The 24205-nt window shown below is 63.0% G+C and carries 21 protein-coding genes; 7 read left to right on the top strand and 14 right to left on the bottom strand.

Going from position 1 to position 24205, the window contains the following annotated elements; translation table 11 throughout:
• Positions 1–10: 10 nt before the first annotated feature.
• From JMV54_RS05115 to JMV54_RS05080, 8 genes are all read right to left on the bottom strand, one after another.
• Positions 11–1666 (bottom strand): cytochrome c biogenesis protein DipZ, encoded by a 1656-nt coding sequence (locus tag JMV54_RS05115; protein ID WP_201517868.1) that lies wholly within the window; start codon positions 1664–1666, stop codon positions 11–13.
• A 35-nt stretch (positions 1667–1701) separates the two neighbouring features.
• Positions 1702–1953: a hypothetical protein gene (locus tag JMV54_RS05110; protein WP_201517867.1), complete on the bottom strand. Its 252-nt coding sequence runs from the start codon at positions 1951–1953 to the stop codon at positions 1702–1704.
• A 65-nt stretch (positions 1954–2018) separates the two neighbouring features.
• Positions 2019–4064, bottom strand: a complete 2046-nt coding sequence (locus tag JMV54_RS05105) for a D-alanyl-D-alanine carboxypeptidase (protein WP_201517866.1) — start codon at positions 4062–4064, stop codon at positions 2019–2021.
• Positions 4057–4902, bottom strand: a complete 846-nt coding sequence (locus JMV54_RS05100; protein WP_201517865.1) for a serine hydrolase — start codon at positions 4900–4902, stop codon at positions 4057–4059. Before JMV54_RS05100 ends, JMV54_RS05105 begins: the two co-directional genes overlap by 8 nt.
• Positions 4899–6569, bottom strand: a complete 1671-nt coding sequence (locus tag JMV54_RS05095) for an ATP-binding cassette domain-containing protein (protein ID WP_201517864.1) — start codon at positions 6567–6569, stop codon at positions 4899–4901. Before JMV54_RS05095 ends, JMV54_RS05100 begins: the two co-directional genes overlap by 4 nt.
• Positions 6569–7480, bottom strand: coding sequence for an ABC transporter permease (locus tag JMV54_RS05090; RefSeq protein ID WP_201517863.1), 912 nt, complete (start codon positions 7478–7480; stop codon positions 6569–6571). Before JMV54_RS05090 ends, JMV54_RS05095 begins: the two co-directional genes overlap by 1 nt.
• Positions 7477–8520, bottom strand: coding sequence for an ABC transporter permease (locus JMV54_RS05085; RefSeq protein ID WP_201517862.1), 1044 nt, complete (start codon positions 8518–8520; stop codon positions 7477–7479). Before JMV54_RS05085 ends, JMV54_RS05090 begins: the two co-directional genes overlap by 4 nt.
• Before the next feature lie 9 nt (positions 8521–8529).
• On the bottom strand, positions 8530–10356 hold the full coding sequence (locus JMV54_RS05080; protein WP_201517861.1) for an ABC transporter substrate-binding protein: 1827 nt from the start codon (positions 10354–10356) through the stop codon (positions 8530–8532).
• 437 nt (positions 10357–10793) lie between these two features.
• On the opposite strand from JMV54_RS05080, the gene JMV54_RS05075 reads away from it, so the two are divergent.
• The 4 genes from JMV54_RS05075 to JMV54_RS05060 are packed head-to-tail and all read left to right on the top strand — an operon-like array spanning position 10794 to position 14597.
• The gene (locus JMV54_RS05075) at positions 10794–11480 is read left to right on the top strand and encodes a MurR/RpiR family transcriptional regulator (RefSeq protein WP_201517860.1); all 687 of its coding nucleotides are present in this window, start codon (positions 10794–10796) and stop codon (positions 11478–11480) included.
• A 35-nt stretch (positions 11481–11515) separates the two neighbouring features.
• Positions 11516–12604: a dipeptidase gene (locus tag JMV54_RS05070; RefSeq protein WP_201517859.1), complete on the top strand. Its 1089-nt coding sequence runs from the start codon at positions 11516–11518 to the stop codon at positions 12602–12604.
• A 2-nt stretch (positions 12605–12606) separates the two neighbouring features.
• Positions 12607–13323: a type 1 glutamine amidotransferase gene (locus JMV54_RS05065; RefSeq protein ID WP_230972823.1), complete on the top strand. Its 717-nt coding sequence runs from the start codon at positions 12607–12609 to the stop codon at positions 13321–13323.
• Positions 13320–14597 carry an NAD(P)/FAD-dependent oxidoreductase gene (locus tag JMV54_RS05060; RefSeq protein WP_201517858.1) on the top strand — a complete coding sequence of 426 codons (1278 nt, stop codon included), beginning with the start codon at positions 13320–13322 and terminating at the stop codon, positions 14595–14597. The genes JMV54_RS05065 and JMV54_RS05060 overlap by 4 nt, the downstream gene beginning before the upstream one ends.
• A 175-nt stretch (positions 14598–14772) precedes the next feature.
• Here the strand turns inward: JMV54_RS05060 and JMV54_RS05055 are convergent, their stop codons facing one another.
• The 4 genes from JMV54_RS05055 to JMV54_RS05040 all read right to left on the bottom strand — a co-directional run bounded on the left by JMV54_RS05055 (position 14773) and on the right by JMV54_RS05040 (position 18078).
• A complete protein-coding gene (locus JMV54_RS05055) occupies positions 14773–15084 on the bottom strand; it encodes an antibiotic biosynthesis monooxygenase family protein (RefSeq protein WP_201517857.1) in 312 nt (103 codons plus the stop codon).
• Positions 15085–15137: 53 nt separating this feature from the next.
• Positions 15138–16214, bottom strand: coding sequence for an FUSC family protein (locus tag JMV54_RS05050; protein ID WP_201517856.1), 1077 nt, complete (start codon positions 16212–16214; stop codon positions 15138–15140).
• A gap of 40 nt (positions 16215–16254) precedes the next feature.
• The gene (locus JMV54_RS05045; RefSeq protein ID WP_230972822.1) at positions 16255–16608 is read right to left on the bottom strand and encodes a cupin domain-containing protein; all 354 of its coding nucleotides are present in this window, start codon (positions 16606–16608) and stop codon (positions 16255–16257) included.
• A gap of 99 nt (positions 16609–16707) precedes the next feature.
• On the bottom strand, positions 16708–18078 hold the full coding sequence (locus JMV54_RS05040; protein ID WP_201517855.1) for an NAD(P)/FAD-dependent oxidoreductase: 1371 nt from the start codon (positions 18076–18078) through the stop codon (positions 16708–16710).
• Positions 18079–18288: 210 nt separating this feature from the next.
• Here JMV54_RS05040 and JMV54_RS05035 point away from each other — a divergent pair, with 210 nt between their 5' ends.
• Positions 18289–19788 (top strand): CoA-acylating methylmalonate-semialdehyde dehydrogenase, encoded by a 1500-nt coding sequence (locus JMV54_RS05035; protein WP_201517854.1) that lies wholly within the window; start codon positions 18289–18291, stop codon positions 19786–19788.
• Between the two features lie 210 nt (positions 19789–19998).
• Here the strand turns inward: JMV54_RS05035 and JMV54_RS05030 are convergent, their stop codons facing one another.
• Both JMV54_RS05030 and JMV54_RS05025 read right to left on the bottom strand, forming a co-directional pair.
• On the bottom strand, positions 19999–21120 hold the full coding sequence (locus JMV54_RS05030) for a class II histone deacetylase (RefSeq protein ID WP_201517853.1): 1122 nt from the start codon (positions 21118–21120) through the stop codon (positions 19999–20001).
• 188 nt (positions 21121–21308) lie between these two features.
• Complete coding sequence (locus tag JMV54_RS05025; RefSeq protein WP_201517852.1) at positions 21309–22226, bottom strand: siderophore-interacting protein; 918 nt, start codon at positions 22224–22226, stop codon at positions 21309–21311.
• A gap of 40 nt (positions 22227–22266) precedes the next feature.
• Between JMV54_RS05025 and JMV54_RS05020 the strand changes: the two genes are divergently transcribed.
• Both JMV54_RS05020 and JMV54_RS05015 read left to right on the top strand, forming a co-directional pair.
• Positions 22267–23118: an ABC transporter ATP-binding protein gene (locus tag JMV54_RS05020; RefSeq protein ID WP_201517851.1), complete on the top strand. Its 852-nt coding sequence runs from the start codon at positions 22267–22269 to the stop codon at positions 23116–23118.
• 56 nt (positions 23119–23174) lie between these two features.
• The gene (locus JMV54_RS05015; protein WP_201517850.1) at positions 23175–24203 is read left to right on the top strand and encodes an ABC transporter substrate-binding protein; all 1029 of its coding nucleotides are present in this window, start codon (positions 23175–23177) and stop codon (positions 24201–24203) included.
• Positions 24204–24205: the final 2 nt, after the last annotated feature.

The raw sequence follows: 24205 nt of genomic DNA, 5'->3' as shown, positions 1-24205 counted from the left end.
ATCATACGCATCACCCGAAGGTGAATGCATTTGCCGTCACGCCCTTCGGAAAAGTTAGTGTCACCAGCAGGCCCTGCTCCGACTGCTCGAATTTCACTAGCCGGTATAGTCGCGCATCCGACACCTTGGCCAAACCGGCCATCACATCGGCACCGCCGGGCGGCCTGCGGCCCTCAACCTCAACCCGCACCTCAGACTCATCATCGGCCTGCATCACCAAAAACATTTGCTGGCCGGTGAATCGATACGACAGGGTGGCGCCATCACTGAGCGCGGTGATCGACTCACCATCAACCCGCCACTTACCACCGAGCGTCCACTGCGACACCCCAATGTTTTCGGGTGCGGCGGCGGTGAAATCGTGTTCACCGATTTCGTAGCGCCCCGAACCGACAAATCCGCTGGCTCGCGAAGCGCCGAGATAGGTTTCGGGTGAGCGCTGCCGGGCGCCCTGTTCGCCGGCAACCGCATCGGCGCGGTCACCTTCCGCACCCACGAGTTCACGGATGCGCTGCTCGGCCTCATCGTAGCCACCCTCACCAAAGTGCGACCACACAATATTGCCGTCCTGGTCGATCAGGTATTTCGCCGGCCAATACCGGTTTTGGTAGGCGTTCCAGGTGGCGAAATCATTGTCGAGCGCCACCGGATATTTAATATCGGCGTCACGAACCGCTTTTTCAACGTTCTCGGGCACCCGCTCAAAGGCAAACTCGGGCGCGTGCACACCAATAATTTCAAAACCGTCATCGTGATAGCGGTCATACCACGAGTTCAAATAGGGCTGGGTGCGGATGCAATTAATGCAGCTGTAGGTCCAAAAATCAACCAACACCACCTGCCCGCGCAACTGCTTGAGCGTCACTGGATCCGAATTAATCCACTCGCTAATACCGGTGAGTTCGGGAGCCGGAGTCGGCTGACCGTCTGTGGCCTGCCGCGCTTCGGCTTCGGGAAGCAGCGCCTCTTCAACAGCGGTGAGGCCGGGGACGCGCTCGGCGATCCACGCCTGCGCCTGCCGGTCAACACCAGTGCTCACCGCAAGCCCCACGATGATGAACATCACGGCAACCACGCGCTGGAACCAGCCGCGCGGATTCGCCGCCCACCCGAGCTTTTTCACCAGCTCGCGGCCCAGCAGCGAGATCGCCAGCAGCATCGCCGCCATCCCGATGCAATAGGCAGCCAAATATATGGATGCGGCCAGCGGCTGCGCCGGCAGCACCGTTGCAATCACCCACGCATAGGTGGGGCTGCAACTTGAAAACACCGGACCGAGGGCGGCACCGATCAGCAGCGGACCGGCCACGCCCTCATGGTCACCCGCTTTATCGAGCAGTTTGTTAGAACGTTCACCCAGCCGCAGTCGACTTTCGATCCACGACCAGGCTCCGGGAAACAGCATGCTGCAACCAAGTGCGATCACCAACACACCGGATGCGATCGACCACACGCGCGGGTCGATACCAATGAATGCGGTGGTGGTTTTGAGCAGCAGCGTAAACAGCAGCAGCGAAACAACAAGCCCGGCGGCGATGAGATACGGCCGGCGCTTTGACTCGGTCGCACTCACGCTGCCGCCGACGATCACGGGCAGAAATGGGAGCACACAGGGTGCGAGCACCGAGAGCGCGCCGGCGAGCAGCGAGAGTACGGCAATAAACATGAGAATAGAAATGAACTACACGAAACGGATCAGAACTAGTTACCGGCGTCTTCGGTCATCATCGAATCGTGATCGTGCGACATCGAATCGTCGGTCATCATGCCGTCTTCCTTCGACATCGAATCTTCAGTCATCATCGAGTCTTCGGTCATCATGCCGTCGTCGGTCATCATGCCGTCTTCGGTTTTGGGTGCCATTTTGTCTTCGGCACTGTCACCACCACATCCGGTGAGCAGCAGGGCAGCGGTAGCGGCGGTTGACAGGGCCAGGAGCATTTTTTTCTTCATGCTCCTAGCCTGGCCGGCGAATAATTATCGGCGACAGCGAAAATTCTTACGAAAGTGTGACGGCACTACTCGAGTGCGTCACCGTGCAGATGCAGCGCCGTCACCAGGCGGTCGACGGCGAGTCGAGCTTCACGGTCTACCGGTGTGTCCAGATCACACGCAAACACTGCAAACACGAGGTTGCGCTGACCCCGAGTTGTCACGATGCCGGCGAGGGAATGCACCGAGTTAATAAATCCCGTTTTCGCGCGCACCGAGTTACCAACCACGCGGTTCGCCCCGGTAAACCGCGCCGGCGACATGGTCTGGCTCGAGACCGTCAACAGCGGCACCAGCGACGCAAACGGTTCTTCACCGAGATAGCCGCGCCGCAGCAGTTCGGCCACAAAACGCGGGGTCAGCCGGTTATCCTCGCTCAGCCCCGAGCCATCCACGAATTCGCAACCGGATGCATCCAGGCCAAGATCTGCAACCGCGGCCCGTATCTCGCGCTGCAACGAGTCCCACGAGGCATCGCCACCGCGCGCAATTGCCACCAACCGCACGAGCGCTTCCGCGAGCGCGTTGTCGGAGCTGCGCAGCATTTCACGCACCAGCTCGGTCATCGGCGCCGACTGGGCCCGGGCCACTTCATCTGCCGCACCTTCCGGAGCGCTCCCCCGGGCAATATCCACATCCCCCAGCAGCGCTCCGAGCCCTGCCGCCACGCGCCCCACCGGGTTTTCACTGCGCGCGCTGTCATCCATGAGCGGATCGTCACGGTCACCGTCCACCTGCAGCGCGCTAATAAAGGGGATGTAGTTTTCGGGCGATCGGCCCGCCGGGTCCCATGTGGGGTGCCATTGGGATGCGGCAAACAGTTCATCGTCAAGCAGCAACCGCTTGAGAACGGGCATATTCGTGCGCAGCTGATCGGCCAACGCATCCAAATGGGCCGGATGCGGATAAAACGTTGGCTCACCAGTTGCGGTGCGCGAGAGTGTCACATCGCCGCCACCGATCAGCACCGCCTCAGAGTCACTAGTGCGCACCACGCGCGTGGGGATGCGGTGGTCGGCACCGAGATTCGCCAGCGCGAGCGTGCCGGTGACTGTTTTCATCACGCTCGCCGACGGGCTCGGCTCATCTGGCGACCGTTCCAGCAGGGGCGCGCCACTGTCACCGTCGAGCACCAGATAGCGCACATCTCGCAGCGCGGCATCGTTTGCGGCCGCCGCAATCGCAGCCCGTGCACCCGCCGCCGAAGCCGAGACCGGTGCCACTGCCGGCATCGCCGCGGTCCGGGCCGCCGAGCGTTTCGGTCGCGGATCCTGCCAGCCAATCGCCTCACCGATCAGCTGGCCCACCTCAGCCATCGTTTCAAGCACCGGTCCGCGCGCATCCGCGCCCGCATCCCACTCGGCGAGCACCGCGTAAGCGACACGTCTGTTTCGCCCCATCGCCACACCCACATCGGCGCGCACGGTCGAGATGGTGCCGGTTTTGTTCCACAGCCACACTCCCCCGTCGAAGCAGTCGTGATCGAGGCCGTCGAAATCAAACACCGACGCCACCATCGACATATCGGCACTGGCACCGAGCCACTTGCGAAAAATATCGCCGCTACCCGGCGAAAGATCCCGGTCGAGCTGCAGGCGCGACACAAAATCCACCATCTCGCTCGCGTTCGCCTCCGACAGTCGCGTGGGATGGCCGGGCGGAATCGGCCAGCGAATCGCATCGTTCAAGCGTGAGTGTTGATAGCCAAGGTTGCGGGCGTGCTCACGCACTGTTTCGATCCCCACCACGCGCAGCAGCGCGTTCGTGGCATCGTTATCGCTCACCGCACCCACGAGCGCCGCCAGATCATAGATCGACAGCGCATCCTGTTGCAGTTTTTGCCACAGCCCCGAGCCACCAATCTCATCGCTCGGCAGGCGCGTCACCAGCTCGTCCAGCGACCGCGTGCCGGCATCCACCTCAGTCAGGATGCGGTGCAGCAAAAAGAGCTTGCCGATGCTGGCGGTGCTGAGCACCCGTTCGGGACTGTGCTGCAACAGCACCTGCTCGCTGTCGACATCGCGCACCAGCACCGACCAGCGGCAACCATCATCGGTGGGGAAATCAATCACTGGGGTTTTCTCCGGGGTCGTCACGGTCAAGATCGGTCACATAGTGGCGAATTTGCTCACCAATTTCGCGCATCACATCCAGCGCCAGCGCGCGCTGATCGGGCAGCTCTTCGGGCCAGTTGGCGGCCACCGCGTAGGCCACCGAGCGTTTCGACCCCCGCAACACACCAACATCGATGCGCGCCTCGGCGATCGTGCCGGTTTTGTGGCGCAGCACCATCAACTGATATTCGGGGTCAACATGCGCGAGCGGGTCGAGCAGCAGCGCATCGGCAACCATCGAAGTGTCGGCACCCGATGCGAGCCAGTCGAGCACCTGACGCGAAATTTCCGGCGACAGCACCTCGCCGAGCGCGAGCCGCCGCATCACATCCGCAAGTTCTGCCGCGGTGCCATACGAAGGGGTCCAGGGATGCTCGGGGCCACGATCATCGCGGATGTAGTCGAGCTGCGCGGTCTGGGTATAGCCGAGCTCATCGGCGATCGCCCGCACCCGCTCAAGCCCGCACACATCGATGAGCGCGTTCGTCGCCAGGTTGTCACTCATCGTGCCCACCAGCAGCGCCGCATCCGCAACCGCAATCGACGGATTCGTGAACCGGTAGGCAAGGCCCGAATCGGCCACGTAGAGCGTTTTAGACAGGTCGATCAGCGCATCCGCCGCGACTGCGCCCTCACTGATCTGCCGCGCGAGTTCAATGAGCACAAACACCTTGCCGACACTGGCGGTTTTGCTCACCCGGTGCGGTTCGTGCTCGGCAAGCACCTCCCCCTCGAGGGTGGTGATACGGATGCCCCACTGAATCGGCGCCGGCAGCTGCGGTAATACGATGCTCATTGCTGCGGTTCTGGCTTCACATCACCGATGCTCGGGGCCGCCGCCAACAGCGTCTTGGTGTAGCTGTGCTGCGGGTTCAGCAGCACCGCCTCGGTGGGGCCATATTCAACCAGCTGACCGCGGTGCATCACGGCCACCGAATCGGCAATATTCCACGCCAGCCCAAGATCGTGGGTGATCACCAGCGCCGCGAGCCCCAGCTGCCGGCGCAGTGACAGCAGCAGGCCGAGAATCTCGCCGCGCACCGATGCATCCAGTGACGCAACCGGCTCATCGGCAATCAGCAGTTCGGGTTGTAGCGCGAGCGCACCCGCGATCACCACGCGCTGACGCTGGCCACCCGAAAGCTCCTGCGGAATCGCACCGAAGAAGTCTTCGGGCGGAGTGAGCTCGGCCTCGATCAGACTCTGGCGCACCCGCTGCTCTTCATCACCGTCGAACCGCTGCACTCGCAACCCCTCGGCAACCGACTCATAGACGGTCAACTTCGGGTTGAGCGCCGCCGACGGGTCTTGAAACACCAGCTGCACACGCTTGTGAAACTCGCGCAATTGCGCGGGCTTCGTGGGAATCGGCGTGCCATCAAACATGATTTCTGCGCCCGGATCGGGTTCTTGCAGACCGATCAGAGTGTTGGCCAGGGTGGTTTTACCCGAGCCCGACTGCCCCACCAGCGCCACGATCTCACCGCGTCGAATCTGCAGGTCAACCTCGCGGATGGCCGGCACTTTTCGGCCGCCGGTGCGGTAGGTGACGCTCACCCGGCGCGCATCCAACAGCACCGGTGCATCGTCGGGAACCCCCGCCCGGTCCAGCGCATCCTCATCGCCTTGTTCGTGGCGGCTCACCGGCCGCATCCGCGAAGCCGGGTCGCCGATGGTGGGGAATGCGTGCGCGAGCTTTTGCGTGTAGGGCTCGCGGGGAGCGTGGCAAATCTGCCCCGCCGGGCCCACCTCAATGAGTTCGCCGTTGCGCATCACCGCGATGCGATCACACGCGGTGGCCAGCACCGACAGGTCGTGGCTGATCATCACCAGCGAAATCCCGCGCTCCACCACGAGCTGCGAAATCATCGTCAGGATCTGCTCCTGCACGATCACGTCGAGCGCGGTGGTGGGCTCATCAGCAATGATGATCTCGGGATTACAGGCGAGAGCCATCGCGATCATCACGCGCTGGCGCTGCCCACCCGAAAGCTCGTGCGGATACACGTTCGCTTTTTCGGCCGGCAAATCAACGTTGCCGAGCAGCTCGACAACGCGCTCCTTGCGCGCCGCCTCGGTTTTCCACTCGTCGGTCACGTGCAGCTCGAGCGCCTCAATAATTTGCTGACCCACCGTGCGCACCGGGTTGAGCGAGTGCATCGCCCCCTGAAAAATGATCGACGCCGAAGTCCACCGCACCGCGCGCAACTCACCGAAGCTCAGCTCGGCCACATCGGTGTTATCAAGCAGCACCCGGCCGGTGAGTTTCGATGTTTTTGGCAGCAGCCGCAACACGCTCATCACCAGCGTCGACTTCCCCGAACCCGACTCGCCCGCAATACCGAGCGTCGAACCCGCCGGCACGTCGAGGCTGACGTTTTTAACCGCGTGTACCTCACCACGATCGTTCCGACCCGAGGTGCGGTAGATGATCGATACATCCTCAAATTTCAGATCGGCCATTATCGCTTCCTCAGAGTCGGGTTCAGAATGTTTTCAACCGCGCGGCCAATGAGGGTGAAGGCGAGCACCACAAACAAAATCGCCAGACCCGGGATGAGGATGTACCACCAATAACCGTTCGAGGCACTGGATGCATCCGTAGCGTTTTTCAGCACGGTGCCCCACGACTGCGTGAGCGGGTCACCGAGCCCCAAGAACGCGAGCGTCGACTCGGCGATGATCGCCGAACCAACCATCAACGTCGTATTTGCCAGCACCAGCGGCATCACGCCCGGCAACACGTGCTTGGTCAGCAGATGCCAGTGCCCGGCACCCAGCACCCGCGAGCGCCGGATATAGTCGCGCGACTCAACGGTGAGGGTTTGGGCTCGCACCACGCGCGCCGTACCCGCCCACGAGGTGAGCCCGATCGCAATGATGATGGTGAGGGTGCCGCGCTCGAGCACACTCGACAGCACGATGGCCAGAATCAGCGACGGCAGCACCAGGAAAAAGTCGATGACGCGCATCAGCAGGCCACCCACCCAGCCGGTGAAATGCCCGGCCGCCATTCCCACGATGGTGCCGATGACCATCGACATTCCGGTGGCGGCAAGACCCACCAGCAGTGACGATTGGGCACCCCACACCATGCGCACCCACAGCTCACGGCCCTGGTTGTCAGTGCCGAACAGGTGCTCGGCCGATGGTGGGGCGAATCGATCCGGGTCACCGATTTTGGTGACATCGAGCATCCAGGATGGGGCGATCACCGGCGCGAGAATCGCGATGATGCCCACCACCACTAGGAAGATGAGCCCCACCATCCCGGCCCGATAGGTGGCGAAGTCACTGCAAAACTGACGGAATGCTTTCCAGCGACGGGCACGAGCAAACTGTGCCGGTGTGCGTGTGGCAGTCGCGGTGGTCATGCGCGCCTCACTCTCGGGTCGAGCTGGCGATAGGCGAGATCGGCCAGCAGATTCATGACGATGATGATGGTTGAGAACACGACGAAGCTGCCCTGCAAGAGCGGCAGATCGGGGCCCTTAATCGCCTCGAAGGTGAGTTTGCCGAGGCCCGGCCACGAAAACACCGTTTCGACGGTGACGGCACCGGCGATCAGGCCACCGATATGCATAAACACGAGCGTCACCGTTGGCAGCAGCGCGTTCGGCACCGCGTGACGTTCGCGCACGAGGTCTTCGCGGAGCCCCTTGGCGCGCGCGGTGGTGAGATAGTCGGCGTGCATTTCTTCGATGAGCGATGAGCGCATCACCATCAAGTACTGCGCAAACACCACCGCCACCATCGTGATCACCGGTAGTACGAGGTGCGCCACCACATCCCCAACCACTCCGAGCGGATCGGTTGGCGCATTAGCCGAACGCATCCCGCCGGTGGGGAACCAGTGGAGGGTGCCGCCGAAAAACATCAGCAGCAGCAGACCCAACCAGAAGGTGGGCACCGACCAGAACACGAGCGATACGCCGCTGGCGATGCGGTCGAACAGCTTCCCGTGCCGCCACGCCGCCCGCTGCCCGAGCCAGAGGCCGAGCGTGATGGCGATGATGGCGGCGGTGCCGGTCAGCAGGATGGTGGGCCAAAAAAACTCACCGATGAGTTCAGCGACAGAGCGCTTATACACATAGCTCTCACCGAAGTTCAGGGTGAAAACATCGCCGATGAACTTGAAAAACTGCTCCCACAGCGGCTTGTCGAGCCCGTACTGGGCGCGCAGGCTCGCAATTTGTTCGGGGCTCATCGGCCGTTCCCGGGCGATCTTGGCGACTGGATCGCCCGGGAGCAGCTTGAACGCGAAGAACCCGAGCAGCACAACCATCACCAGGCTGATCGCCGCACCGCCGAGCTTGGTCGCCAAATAGCGCCAGAACGACGAGTCGCGCTGCGGTTCCTCCGCGTCGGCGGAGGTTTGGATCGCGGATGTTGACGGTGGTACTGAGTTCGTCATGGTCTTGCGCTATTCGATATCGGCCGACTTCTTGCGGCGGTTCGCGGCCACACCGACACCGATGGCACCGGCAACCACGACCACGCCGAGGATCACCCACAGACCGGTCTGCGAGCTACCGGCGCCGCCGCCTTCACCCACGGACTTCACGGTTCGGAATCCCCAGTAACCCGACTGGTTGGCGATGATGCCGTTTTCGGTGGGCATCTTCGAAAAACCTTCAAAGCGGTCGGAGCGGTAGGCCTCGAGCTGGTTCGGGTAGTAGAGCACCACGCTGACGCTGTCTTCGTAGTTCATGGCCAGCATCTCGTGCACCAGTTCGATGCGCTTCGCCTCGTCGAGCTCAACCTGCTGCTGTGCGTAGAGCTTGTCGAACTCGGGATTGCAGTAGCCGTCCTGGCTCGTGCCTCCGCTGCCATCAGACTTGGTTGGCAGCTGGCCGCAGGTGTTGATACCCAGCTGATAGTCGGGGTCGGGGCCCAGCGACCAGCCCGAGAAGTACATGTCGTAGTTCGCGGCGTTCGCCTCGGTGCTCAGCGTGTCACCGTCGGTTGAGACCACCTTCACGTCGATCCCCACATCACCCAGCCAGGGCTTGATGTATTCCGAAAGCGCCTGCTCGGTTGATGAGCTGCCGTCGATCTGCAGCCGGAGGCTGAGCTTCTTGCCGTCCTTTTCGCGCACTCCGTCGCTGCCGAGCGTCCAGCCGGCTTCGTCGAGCTTTTTCTTGGCGGCTTCGGGGTCGAAGTCGACCAGCACCGGATCGTCTTCGGGCAGCATCCATTTTTCGTAGGATGCGGGCACAAAGCTCGTCGCCGGGGTCGCCTGCTCTTCCATCACGTTTTTAATGAGCGCGTCGGTGTCGATGGCGAGGCGAATGGCCTGCCGCACCGCCACATCGTGCAGCGCCGGGTTACCGTTACCGTAGGGTTCGCCGCTGCGGGTCTTAAAGCCGGGGTTGAGGGCGAGCGAGCTATAGCGGCGGCCGACGCCCGAGTTAAGGGTGATTCCCTCCTCGTTCTCAAGCGCCCGGAACTGCGTTGGCGTCAGGCCCGAGATGAAGTCGATCTCGCCAGCGCGCAGCGCCTGAATCGAGGCGTCGGGGTCGGTGTAGTAGACGTACTGAATCCGGTCGAGCTCGGGTTTCCCATCCCAGAAATTCGGGTTGGCATCGAGCACATACGACTGGTTGGCCGAGTATGACTTGAGGATGAACGGCCCAGAACCGACCACATCCTTGTCATTGGCAAACTTGCCAGGGTCGTCAATCTTCGACCAGATGTGTTCGGGAACCACCGGAATTTCGGTGCCGGGCACGGCGGCCTGGGGCTGTTTGAGGTTGATGACGAGCGTGTGGTCGTCGGGAGCTTCAACCGACTCAAAGTTCGCGACCAGGCTACCGTTTGCGGTGGCCATGACCTCATTGGTCATCATCTGCTCATAGGTCCACTTGACGTCTTCGCTGGTGATGGGCTCGTCATCAGACCACTTCATGCCCTCGCGAATGGTGTACACCCACTTGGCGCCACCCTCTTCCGACTCCCAGCTCTCGGCCAGCCCCCCGGTGGGTGAACCGTCTTCCTGCGAATACTGCACGAGGTTTTCGTAGATGTAGCGCAGTGCGTTGGTGGGGGCAAGGTAGATCGAAGTGAAGGGGTTGAAAGAGTCGACAAAACCCGAGGTCGCAATGCGCATGGTCGAGGGGTCGGCCGGCACGACGCTTTCAGCGGTTTCGGTCGCGAGCGCCAAGCTCGCCGGGGCTGAAGCAAGCCCCACCGCTGCGGCAATTGCGATGGCAGTCGTTCGGAAAAATGGCCTTCTGGATGCGGTTCGCATGGTGGGTCCTTCCACTCAAGTGGCTCCATTGCCACTCGATTGGGAAAGATTATGGCCACTCAACCGCGCTTGGTCAAGTGATATGTTTCACATCTTGGGAAATCGGACCGCATTTTTCGTGTCGCCAATGCCGTAATTCCCTACGGCTGAGCGGCAAATACGACACTCGCCGTCAGCTTGCACATGATGATCCCGCATAGATGCGTGACAAATAACCAACACCGAACAGCGCGCGCTGAAATCGCTCAGCTTTTGCCCGCATCCGCCAGGGATATCAGCAAAACTGTTCGCAATTCCTCAGCTTAGGAAACGTATCTTTTGCTTGCATCCCTCAGAACCCCCGATTATGCTCACCAACAACCTCAAATCGAGGCCGGCATAGGAGCCGGATACCGGAAACGGATACGTCACAGAAAAATCCAACGGGAGGAATCCCGATGACCGACACCGAACAGCGTAGTTCGACTCGGGAACGATACGACCGACGAGTGCCGCAAAACCTCAGCGCGGCCACTCTTGAAGAACGCATTATTGCCAGCGATACGCGGGCACTCACCCACACCTACGAACAAATCGCCGCCACCGAGTCAGCGCGTCAAGCAGCCGCGCTGGCACTCAAATCGCGCCGCCGATTTATCGCCGGCGAGGGCACGAGCTCTGCTTTTGCGCTGCTGCTTGCCACCGAACTTTCGGCCACGCTGTCGAATATTCACCTCATCGGATCCCACGCACTCTCACCACTGGTGGCGCTCACCGACGTGCGATCGACCGACGTGCTGGTGCTGTTTTCAATGCGGCCCTACCGCTCGATGATGCTGCGGTTGGCCCGCGAATTCCATCGCAGCGGCGGCAAAGTCGTAATCGTCACCGATAGCGCGGATGCACCGGCCGCCAAATATGCCGACCGGCTCGTGGTCGCCGACACCGGTGCATCCCCATTCATCGACTCACCCACCCCGATCGCCGCGGTCACGCACCTATTGGGCACACTCATCTCGGCGAGCGCCAAGGGTGCCCGGCGCCGCCTGAACGAACGCGATCGCATCGCCAAACTGCTCGAACTTTACGAACCCGACAACGAGCCCGCAGCTAGCGATTCATCAGACGACCAAACAACCAAATAATTCCGCAATGGCGCGGACACCGAGAGGGAGACGGAATGACCACGTACCCGGTTTTTGACGGCCACAACGACTTCGCGTGGGAGGTGCGCAAACAGTTCGGCTACGCCACCGAACATCTCGGCGGCAGTATCCCCACCACCCAGACCGATTTTGAACGCATCCGCGCCGGAGGCCTGGCGGCACAGTACTGGTCGGTGTGGGTGAACCCCGACAAAATTCACGGGGCAGACCAGGTGACCGCCACCCTCGAACAAATTGATTTCATCCACCGGCTCATCGCCGCATACCCCAACGAACTCGGCGCCGCACGCACCGCAGCCGAGGCACGCGAGGTGATGGCCTCGGGCCGGGTGGCCTCGCTCATTGGTGTTGAAGGTGGGGCGCAGATCGGCGGATCACTCGCCGTGCTGCGCAACTACGCCCGGCTCGGTGCCCGCTATATGACCCTCACCTGGTCGCGCACCATCGACTGGGCCGACTCGGCCACCGACGAGGCGCTCCACGGCGGACTCACCGACTTTGGCCGCGATGTGGTGCGCGAAATGAACCGCATCGGGATGCTCGTCGACCTTTCGCATGTGGCACCGTCAACCATGCGGGATGCGCTCGAAGTCGCCTCCCGGCCGCCGATCGTGACCCACTCGGGGGCACTCAGCCTCTGCTCGCATCCGCGCAATGTGCCGGATGATGTGATCCGTGAGATCGGTGCGCGCGACGGCGTGCTCATGGTCGCATTCGTGCCGTCATTCCTCAGGCAAGAGCGCCGCGACTGGGATGTTAACGGCGGCGGGGGCGAGGCACCGGCGGTCACCGTAAAAGATGTGGCCGACCACATCGAATACTTCCGCGATCTTGCCGGTGTGCACGCGGTGGGAATTGGCGCCGACTATGACGGCTCGGATGAAATGCCCGAGGGTCTCGAGGATGTTGGCTGCTACCAGGCGCTGTTTGCCGAACTCGCATCCCGCGGATGGAGCGACGCCGACCTGCGAGCGCTCGGCACCGAAAACGCGCTGCGAGTGCTCGAAGCCTCGGATGACGACTACACGCGATTCATGGCGGGCGAAGCGGGCGAACCGATCGGTCGCACCGCGGCACTCATCGGCTCGGTCGAGGAGGAATAGCCGTGAGCAAAGTATTGATGGTGATTAATTCCACCGAATCGGGGCCGCGCCGGGCCGGCGAATGGCTGCGCGAAGCGGGCATCGAAACGGTCGATGTGGTGGCTGAAACCACTCCCCTGCCCGAAAACCTCGACGGCTTCGACGGCCTGGTGATGCTCGGCGGCGGACTGCTGCCCTACGAAGACGAAAATGCCCCGTGGCTCGCCACCGAGCGGGAACTCGCCCGGCAGGCGATCGACGCCGACCTACCCACGCTCGGCATCTGCCTCGGCGGGCAGCTGCTCGCACATGTTGGCGGCGGCGAAGTGCGCGGCGAATACGGAACCCCAGAAAGCGGTGCGGTGCTCATCACCACCACCGCAGCCGGCCGCAACGACCCGGTGCTCGGAGTGCTGGGTGAGGGCGCGCACATGATCGAAAACCACGTCGACCAAATCACTCAGCTACCGGCGGATGCGGTGCTATTGGGCCGGTCGGCAGACGTTGAAAACCAGGCCTTCCGCATCGGCAAGCGAGTGTGGGGGCTGCAATTTCATCCCGAGGTGAACGCCGAACGAATCGCCCAGTGGGACGAGTCGGCGCTCGGCAAAAAAGGTTTCGACCGCGAAAAACTGGTCGCCAAGGCGCGCGCGGTCGACGGTGAAAACACGCGCGCATCGAAGGCGCTGATTGACGCGTTCGCCGAGCAGGTGACGCAATACGCAAAGGGGCAGCGATGAAAAAACAACACGTTGTGGTGGCCGGTGGTGGCCTGATCGGACTGTGCACCGCCTATTGGCTGCTGCGCGACGGACACCGGGTAACCATCGTTGAACGCACCAAGCTGGGTGCCGGCGCCGCAACCGGTAATGCCGGCGAACTCACCCCGCAAATGGTGGCGCCGCTGGCCTCGAGCAACACCGCGCGCGACATCATCCACGGAGTGTTCGCACACCGTCACTATTTGTCGATCGCGCCGCTTCGCCTGCCGCAGCTGGCGCGTTTCGGAATGGGATTTCTCGCCGCATCCGCCGGGCCGTTGCGGGCACGCGGCGATGCGGCACTGGCGCAGTTCACGCCGCATCTGCTCGCATCCCTCGACCGGATGGCGGCCGATGGCATCGACACCTCGGGCGGGAGCACCGGATTTCTCATGACCGCCGAAAGCGAACCGACAATGCTCGCGGCGCACGAGGCCTACGCCGAGCGAGCCCGCCGCGGCTGGGGCGACCCGCCCGAAGACCCCATGTCGGGCCGTGAGCTGCACGAGGCGGAGCCAACGCTCACCGAACGCACCCAGTTCGGGTTCATGCTGCCGGGAGAAGTGTCGATCGACCCGGTGAAATTCGTGGCCAGCCTGATCGAGCGCATCACCGAGCTCGGCGCCGAGGTGCGGCTCGGACTCACCGTGCAGCGGCTCGGTGATGGTGCGAGCGTCGTGTGCGTCGACGAGGATGCGCGGCAGGTCACCGTGTCGGGCGACCGGGTGGTGCTTGCCACCGGTGCCTGGACCTCACAGGTGCTGCGACGCTCACGCATCCCTCACATCCCCGTGGTGCCCGGCAAGGGATACTCGTTCACGGTGCCGGTCAAGACCATGCCGCGCACGCTCGTGCACTCGATGGACCGCCACTGCGTGGTGATTCCGATGAGTGGCCGGCTGCGGGTGGTGGGCATCATGTCGTTTGATGGAGAGCCCGAGCGCTTCCACAGTGATCGCATCGAAGTGCTGCGCGGTTTTGCCGAGGGGCTCATCGAGGGGGCCGATTGGGATGGCCGCACCGATGAGTGGATGGGGCCGCGCCCGATGACCGCCGACGGGCTACCGCTGATCGGGCCGGCGACGCCGAGCGGTGAGGTGCTCGTCGCATCCGGTCACAATATGCACGGGCTGTCGCTGGGGCCGATCACCGGGCAGATCATGGCCGACCTGATTGCCGGCAGGCAGCCGGGTGTGGCGAACTGGCCGTTCGATCTGCGGCCGTTCGCGGTGCGCCGCTCGGCTGTGAGCTAGGCGGGCGCGGGCCTGCGGCCGCGGGCGCCCCTTTTACGAGAAATGGCACCGCCAAACACTAATGGCACCGCTATACCGGTGCCATTAGTCGGGCGCGGTGCCACTTCGCGGGAGAAATGCGCAAAGTGGCACCGCCAGCGCGATCGGCTGGCGGTGCCAGGTCGGTGTCCGAAAGCTAGGCGGTGGTCGGCTTCACGTCGAGCACCACATCGAACTCGAGCAGCGTTGCCCCGCTCGCGACCGGCTTGCCGTGCGAGCCGGCGTGCGCGGCACGCGCCGATCCATCGCGCCAGGCGACGTACGACTCCTCGTCATCCCAGTGCGTCACCACGAAGTAGCGGTCTTCGTTGGCGGTGGGGCGCAGCAGCTGAAAGCCACGGAATCCCGGGGTGCCGTCGATCGAACCGGCGCGGGCGTTAAACCGCCGCTCGAGCTCTTCGCCCTGACCCTCGGGAACGGAAATTGCGTTGATTTTCACGATTGCCATGCCCGCAGCCTAAGCCGCGCCGCTGCAAAAGTGCTGACGCAGCGCATCCCGAACTAACCGACCACCTCGATCGCGGTGGTGTCTTGCCGCCTGCGCCAACGACGCACCAAATACACCACCGCCAGGCACACCAACCCGCCAATGAGTGTTTCGCGAGCGCGCGCCACAAACAGCACCTCGTAGTTGCTGGGCGCACCCAAACTCGTTGCCCCAATGGCGAGCGGCGTGATGAACGCCAGCGCGAATCCGTAGTGCTGCCCCACCACCAGCTCGGTGGCAAACGTGCACAGCAAGAGCACGGCGATGACATAAATCGGATGCGGTTCGCCGCCATACAGCGCGGCCGCCAGCCCCACACCCACCAGCGTTCCCACCACGCGGTGCGAGATACGTTCAAACCCAAACAGGTGCGAGGGCGCCGAAAAAATCGCGGTGACGGTCACCACCGCCCAATAGTGGTGCGTTGCCACGTCGAGCGTCGCGGCAATCACCGCCGCCGCCCACGCCGCGAGCAGGGTGACCAGAATCATCCAACCGTTCTCGGCGGTGATCGCCTGCCGCAGGCGGCGATGCGGCCGCCGGTTCGGGTCCGGAACCCGCTCGCCCAACGCCGGGATGCGGCGCAGTAGCGCCCCCGACATTCCCACCGCAAACGAAAACGCGACCACGCTCGCGGCAACCAGCACCGCATCCCAAAATATGGCCGGATCGGTCGGTCGCACACTGGTGCCGAGGTACGCGAAAGTGAAAAAGATCGCACCCATCGGGATCCACTGCATGATCGCCGTGAGCAGCACGCCCGCAGTGATCACCAGGCTCAGCCCGATGCCCGCCAGCCAGGTGGGTGTGCCGGCGAGCGAGGTCGCCACCCCACCAACGATGGCAGCCAGCAGCACCGCACCCGATAGCAGCAGCGTGAGCCACCGCTGCCGATAGGGCTCGTTGCGGCCATACAGCGCGGTAAACGCGGCGAAGCTCGCATAAATCGCCAGGTCGAGGCGGTCGATGCTCGCCAGCACGATGAGCGGCACACCGGTTGAGACGGCGGCGCGGGTGGCAGCTCGCCAATCGAGCCGACTGAACTCGATACCGCGAATGCCGGATGCGCCCACGCCGCCCCTCTCTGTCACCGACTGTTTGTTGTCAGTCTAGTGACGGCGGGTGTGGCGCTCAGGGAGCGAGGTAAACCTTGCGCAGCTGTTCGCTGTGCACGGTCCAGCGGGTTTGCATCCCCTCGCTCAGCTGCAGCACCGAACCGGCGCGCAGCTGCACCGCGGGAAGCTGCGGTTCGAGGAACTCAACCGTCGCTTCGCCCGCAATAATCACGCAGAGCTCGTCGGCCTCGGTGTCGTGCATCACGCCGCGACTCATCTCCCACACCCCGGTTTCGAGCCCGGCAAAATCGCCGAGCTCAGTGGCACCGGCGGTGGTGCCGCCCTGCGGGTCGTGCTCGGCGGGCACGGTCTCGTGGGCAACATCGAGTGCGAGCGCGTCAATCACGACGCCTGGTTTGAGTGAAGTCATGCGGGTAACCCTAACTGTTTGGTGCGGGACGGCTGTTTGGTTCGGGACGGTTAGCGTGCCTGGTTGCTTGGTGCGGGGCGACTGTTTGGCTCGGGGCGACTAGCGCCCCGAAACGAGCGAGGCGATCTTGGCGATTGGATGCGTGCGCGAACTTTCGGATGCCGACTCGAACCGGTCGGCGGCACCGTAGGCCCCGTAGATGATGCGCGTGGCGATCCACCGCAGCGGTTCGGGTTCCCAGCGGCGCACCCGGTGGTTCACCCACGGCAGGTGCACGAGATCGGTGTCGTTTCCGAGCACAAGATCGCGCAGGGTGCGGCCGGCGAGATTCGTGGTGGCAACGCCGGTGCCCACATAGCCGCCGGCGTAACCGATGCCGGTTTTGTCGTCGAACACGCAGGTGGCGGCCCAGTCGCGGGGCACGCCGAGGGTGCCCGACCACAGGTGGTCGATCTGTGCATCCGCCGCTGCCGGGAAGAACGACACGAGCAGATTTCGCAGCGTTTCGGCGGTTTGCGACTGGGTGCGCCCGTCAACGTCGGTTGCCGAGTTCCAGCGATACGGCACCCCGCGGCCACCGAACGCGATGCGGTTATCGGCGGTGCGCTGCGCGTACATGTACACGTGTGCGAAGTCACCGAGCACTTCGCCGCCGTCCCAACCCAGCTGCTGCCAGGTGGAGTCACTGAGCGGTTCGGTGGCGATCATCGACGAGTTCATCGGCAGCCAGTCGCGGTGCGATGATTTGATACCGGCGGTGAACCCTTCGGTGGCACGCAGGATGCGTTCGGCGCGCACGGCGCCGCGGTCGGTGCGCGCGAGGCCGGGTTCGATTTCGGTGACGCGGGTGCCCTCGTAAATTTTTACGCCCATCGCCTCGACACATTCGGCGAGGCCGCGGGCGAGTTTGGCGGGATGGATGCGGGCCGCGTGCGGCTGCCACACCCCGGCGATCGCGCGGTCGATCTTGATGCGGTTTTGGGTTTCGGCGGTGTCGAGCCACTCGACATCGGTGTGCTGCCACTCGCGTTCGGCGTCGTAGTAGCTTTTAAGCCGCGCCAGCTGTGCTGCCGAGCGCGCCACATTGAGTTCGCCGCCACGCACGAGATCGCAGTCGATTCCCTCTTCTACGGTGATTCGCTCGACTTCGGCGACCGTTTCGTTCATGGCCAGTTGGAACCGCTGCGCAGCGTCGCGGCCGTGGCTGGCGACATATTGTTCGCGGCCGCCGGTGACGCTATTGACGAGCCAGCCACCGTTGCGGCCCGATGCACCGAAGCCCGCGAAGCGTTGCTCGAGCACCGCGATGCGCAGGCTCGGGTCGGCCTGCTTCAGGTAGTACGCCGTCCACAGGCCGGTAAACCCGGCACCCACAATGGCGACATCAATGTCGATCGGGCCGGGCAGCGCCGGCCGCGGCGCCTGCATCCCAATCTGTGTCCACCAGTGCGAGATGTTTCCGTTGATCATGTGTCAATCCTCACTGTGCACCGCACGCGCGCGCTGCCGAGAAGTGTCTTCGAAGCGTGACGATGCGCTGTGCGCAGGATGTTACTGACCTGATCACACCCGCATCGCTGCCAAATCGGCACGGATGCATCCAGTTCATGCCAATTCAGCCAATGAGCGACCGCGCACCCAACCGTAGCGTTGCTGCATCCGATCAGCGAAGGAGCCGATATGACCGCCCTGCCAACCATTCCACACTGGATCGAAGGTGCCGAAGTCGTCGCCGACGACGCGCGCACCGCACCGGTGTTCGACCCCGCACTCGGCCGCGAAATCCGCCGCGCCGCGCTCGCCAGCGAAACCGAAGTTGACCGCGCTGTTGAAACCGCACACACGGCCTATCTCACCTGGCGCAATGTGTCGCTCGCGAAGCGCACCGCGATCCTGTTCCGCTTCCGCGAACTGCTCAACGAACGCAAGGGCGAGCTCGCTGAAATCATCACTGAAGAGCACGGCAAGGTCATCGACGACGCCCTCGGCGAAATCGCCCGCGGCCAGGAAGTTGTTGAGTACGCCTGCGGCATCACCTCGCATCTGCGCGGCCACTTTTCAGAGCAGGTGTCGACCGGGTACGACATCCACTCGGTGCGCCAGCCGATTGGCGTCGCCGCAATCATCTCGCCGTTCAACTTCCCCGCGATGGTGCCGATGTGGTTCTTCCCCATCGCCATCGCCGCCGGTAACTCGGTGGTTGTGAAGCCGAGCGAAAAGAACCCGTCGGCCGCGATCTGGATCGCAAAACTCTGGAAAGAAGCGGGCCTTCCCGACGGCGTATACACCGTCGTCAACGGCGACAAGGTGGCGGTGGATGCGCTGCTCACCCACGAAAAGGTGGCCTCGGTTTCATTCGTCGGCTCGACCCCGATCGCGCAGTACGTGTACGAAACCGGCACCAAGCACGGCAAGCGCGTGCAGGCGCTCGGCGGCGCAAAAAACCACATGCTGGTACTGCCGGATGCCGACCTCGACCTGGTGGCCGACTCGGCCATCAACGCCGGATTTGGGTCGGCCGGCGAGCGATGCATGGCAATTTCGGTGGTCGTTGCAGTCGAACCGGTCGCGGATGCGCTCATCGACAAGATCGTTGAACGGATGCAGCAGCTAAAGGTGGGCGACGGACGTCGCGGCACCGACATGGGCCCGCTGGTCACCGAAGCCCACCGCGACAAGGTCGCCAGCTATATCGACATCGCTGCCGGCGACGGCGCGACCGTCGTGGTCGACGGCCGCGGCATCGAGGTCGACGGTGATGAGGCCGGCTTCTGGCTCGGCCCCACCCTGCTCGACCGCGTACCCACCAGCTCACGCGCCTACACCGAAGAAATTTTCGGCCCGGTGCTGTCGGTGGTTCGCGTGCAGTCGTTCGACGAGGGCCTCGAGCTCATCAACAACGGCGCCTTTGGCAACGGCACCGCGGTGTTCACCAACGACGGCGGGGCGGCACGCCGCTTCCAGAACGAGGTGCAGGTGGGCATGATCGGCGTCAACGTGCCGATTCCAGTGCCCATCGCCGCCTACTCGTTCGGTGGCTGGAAGCAGTCGATTTTCGGTGACACCAAGGCGCACGGCGACGAGGGCGTCAAGTTCTTCACCGCCCAGAAGGCGATCACCACCCGCTGGCTCGACCCGTCGCACGGCGGCATCAACCTCGGATTCCCGCAGAACGACTAATTCGCAGCCGCTCGGGTACTAGCTCGCAGCCGCTCGGGTACACCGAAAACACTGAGGGCCACCGCTATAGCGGTGGCCCTCAGTGTTTTCGGTGTACGCGAGTTTTCGGCGTAGTCAGCCGTTCAGTGTGCCGGGCATTTTCGGTGTACGCGAGCAAGTGATGCGGCCGCGCAGCAAGCGCCGCGGTACAGCGAGCCGGCGTGAACCCAGCTAGCGCTGCGGCACCGCGGCAGCCAGTTCGGCAGCCTGCTGAATCACCTCGAGCTGGTCGACCCGCAGTTTGTGCACCGGGTTGTTCGCCCAACCGGGAGCGAAGGGGTCGTCAATGCTGGTGCGGTGCCCCGAGATTTCCTCCATCACCGCAAGGCCACAGAACGGTACATACACCGCCGAGTAGCCACCCTCGTGTGAGAACACGAGGCGGCCATCGCACAGTTCATCCGCCCATTCCACCAGCATCCGCGCCAGTTCACGGAAGCCGTCCGAGGTGACCGACATGCATCCGAGCGGGTCGAGCATCGACGGGTCAAACCCGCTCGAAACCATGATGAGGTCGGGCTGGAACCGCTTCAGCGCCGTATAAACCACCTGCTTAAACGTCTCGAAGTATGCCTCGTGGCCCGAACCGGCCGGCAGCGGAATGTTGATGTTCGTGCCGGCACCGTCACCCTCGCCGGTCTTCGTGATCTCGCCCGAGTTCTCGGGGAAAAGCTGGTCTTGGTGGATCGAAATGGTGAGCACTCCCCCATCCGACCAGTAGATACGCTCGGCACCGTTACCGTGATGCACGTCGTAGTCAACGATCGCAACGCGTTCGACGCCGCGCACCTGACGGGCGTGCTCAATCGCGATCGGCACATTCGCCAGCAGGCAGTATCCGCGGCCGCGGTCGGGTTCGGCGTGGTGCCCCGGGGGACGCACCAGCGCATAGCCGTTGTCGAGCTCACCGCTGAGCACCGCATCCGTGAGGTCGATCAGCGAACCGGCTGCGCGACGCGCGATTTCATACGAACCGACACCGAAGATCGTCTCGCCATCGCCGCCCTCACCGCCGGTGTGGTTACTTTCGCGCTCAAGTCGCTGCAGATAGGCACCCTCGTGAACACGCAGCAGCTCCTCTTCGGTGGCGAGGCGCGTCGGGCGGCGAATCAGCTCGGCGCCGAGGCGGCTCACCTCTACCAGGCTCGCCAGCCGCGCCTTTGTCGCGGGGTTCTCAAACGCTTCGATCGGCTGCACAACGGGGCTCGGTGGCCAGATCGCAGCCGTATTGCCCGTGTTATGCCAGGCAAAGCTCTCGTCCCAGACATATCCAGTTCGCCGAATTGCGGCCATAGTGCATCCTCATTTCACTTCGTTGTGTCAAGTGGAACTATTCCACCCGCCTATCAACATCGACAACGTGCCAAGTTGGCAGTCGTAGGGGGTGTACGGCACTCTACCCGGCTCAAGATCACGAAGTATTTGCGTCGATGCAAGAAACAGCGAAACGGCACGACAACAGCGGCACAGGTGGCTTAATCTCAGCTTTCGGCGCGACCGAGACGCCAGTACCCCATGAAGGCAACCGAACCGCGGTCGATGTTGAGGTCACGCACAAGATATCTCCGCAGCGCTGTGATCGTTCTAGATTCACCTGCCAACCAGGCATAGTCCGCGCTTGATGACTGCTCCGGAACCTCCCACAGCGTTTCGCTCGCGTCGGATTCCTCGAATGGGTATGCCTGTCCCGGGGATGCTAGGTGATCGCCGCATCCGGTCGGCAGTCGACGGCTTCCCCACTCACGAATCGCCGCACCGAGCCGTTCACCATGGCTGGCGTCGTTCCTAGCGAGCCAAGAAATGTTTATCCCCGCGGATGTTGTCAGTGGCATTGCATCTGCAGCCGTCGGTACCTCGATGAATACGTCGCCTCGAACTGCTTGTGGCAAGGACTCAACAATGGCACAGATCGCAGGACCGGCAGTTTCGTCACCCCCGATGAGCACGTTCGTAGCGGCGCCCGGTTTCCATTCGAAACCGCCCCGATCCTTCGCACGCGCGTCTGGGCCAATCACCACCATCTGCTGACCTGGAACAGCGCTCGAGGCCCAGGCCGAGGCAGGGCCGTGGATGCCGTGAAGTACAAAGTCGACATCGATTTCGCGCAGTTCCGGCCGCCACGCTCGCACAGTGTAAGTCCGTAATGGATTGCGATCCGTATCTGGCAGCATCCGCCACCGCGTGTACCACTCACGAACCGGTGTGGTTTCGTCAAGCTGCCCAACATCAGTAACCGAACCATCAGGTAACGGGAGCATGAGTTTGATTCGTTGGTCGGGACCGTCAACACAAAAGTGCGCAAGCTCGTCGCCGGTAAACGTCACCCGCACAAAGTGTGGGCTCAGCCGAACGACGCGAGCAACGACAGTATTGAAGCAGTGGTAGGGCTGTACATTCACCGTTTCACTATATCCAGAATTAGGTTAGGCTTACCTAACTATGAACAGTTCCTCGTCTTCGCATGCTGATATCGCCGGCGACCTCAGTGCCGAAACACTGACCCTGAGTTACGGCCGCACCCCCGTCGTGCAGAACGCTTCACTGCGATTGCGACCCGGACTCGTCACTGCTTTGATCGGCCCCAACGGAAGCGGGAAGTCGACGGTGCTGCGAGCACTGGCTCGCCTGCACCGCATTGATGCTGGCCGTGTGCAGATCGGAGGCGAAGACACCACCGCTCTCTCCGCACGCGAGTTTGCCCGCACCGTGACGATGCTCTCGCAATCGCGCCCGCATCCCTCAGGACTCGCCATCCGCGACGTGGTGGCACACGGCCGCCATCCGCATCGTGGCCGGTTCGCAGGTCTGACCGACACCGATCGCGAAGCCATCGACCATGCCCTCCGCCTTACAGGCCTCACATCGATGGCCGACCGGCCAGTTGACGAACTATCCGGCGGTGAATTACAGCGTGTTTGGCTCGCCACCTCCCTGGCGCAAGATACCGGTGTCCTGCTGCTCGATGAGCCCACCAACCACCTCGACCTGCGCTATCAGGTTGAAACACTCGACCTTGTCCGAGATCTCGCCGATCGTGGCACGGCGCTCGGCGTTGTCCTGCACGACCTCAATCATGCAGCCGCCGTCGCCGACCAGGTTGTGCTCATGCATCAAGGTCGGGTTCGTGCCGCTGGAACTGCGGAACAGGTACTCACGAGCGAACATCTCTCGCACGCCTACGGGCTCACCATCGATACCGACTACGACACCGCGACCGGATGCGTCCGCATCGTTCCGCGTGGCCGCCATCATGCGCGATCCCGAAAGCCACTCACCACACTGTCCACCTAAGCCCTTTCCCTAATCATCACGCATCCGCCCAATGGATGCCTCTCTCTGGAGCCCAAATGCGCAAACCCTTCGCACTCGTCACCATCCTCAGCGCCATGACTCTCGCGCTCGTTGGTTGCGGCACAACGTCAGTCCCATCCCAGTCGGCGAGCCCGACGCTCGCAAGCAATGCAGCCGGATGCGCGAACGACACCACCAAGACCTCTACCGGTGCGGTTGAGCTCACCGACGACTTCGGACGAACCGTTCGCCTCGACAAGCCAGCCGAACGAGTTGCGGTGCTGGAGTGGCAGCAGATCGAAGACGTCCTCACACTGTGCATCACCCCCGTAGCAGTCGCCGACGCTAAGGGCTACAGCACCTGGGTGACCGCCGAAACTCTGCCCGAGGGCGTGGTCGATGTGGGCACTCGCCAAGAACCCAACCTCGATACCCTCGTCAGCACGCAACCCGACCTCGTAATCGTTGAAGCAAATGCCGCTGACGACCCGATTATTGGGCAGCTCGAAAAGTATGGGATTCCCGTGCTCGCCACAATTGGCGCAGACGCCAAAGATCCGATTGCCCGGATGCTGACGACGTTTGACCTCATTGCACAGGCAACGGGCCGTGAAGAACGTGCCGAAATCGTCACCGAAGAGTTCGAAACCCATCTGAAGGAGGCCGAGGCCGAGATCGCGGCCGCAGAGCCAGCAATCACCGAATTCGTCTACCTCGACGGCTGGGTCGATGGCGGCAACGTCTCGCTCCGCCCGTACGGTAATGGCTCACTGGTCGGCGCGATCGGCACCCGATTGGGACTCAAGAACGCCTGGACCGGCGAAACCGACCCCGTCTACGGTCTGGGCACCACCGACATCGAAGGCATGACCACAATCGGCGATGCCACCATCTTGCACACCAGCACCACTGCCGAGGCCGGAGATACTTTCCTTGCCGCCGCAGCCGACAACCCCGCCTGGAAATCGATTCCTGCTGTAAAGGAAGGCCGAGTGATTCCCTTCCCCGAGGGCATCTGGACCTTCGGCGGCCCGCGCTCCACGAAGCAGATCATCGACGCCTACGTCGACGTCATCGCCAAGTAAAC

Source organism: Gulosibacter hominis (assembly GCF_904842695.1).
GTDB lineage: Bacteria > Actinomycetota > Actinomycetes > Actinomycetales > Microbacteriaceae > Gulosibacter > Gulosibacter hominis.
This window is presented reverse-complemented; position numbering and strand designations above follow the sequence as displayed.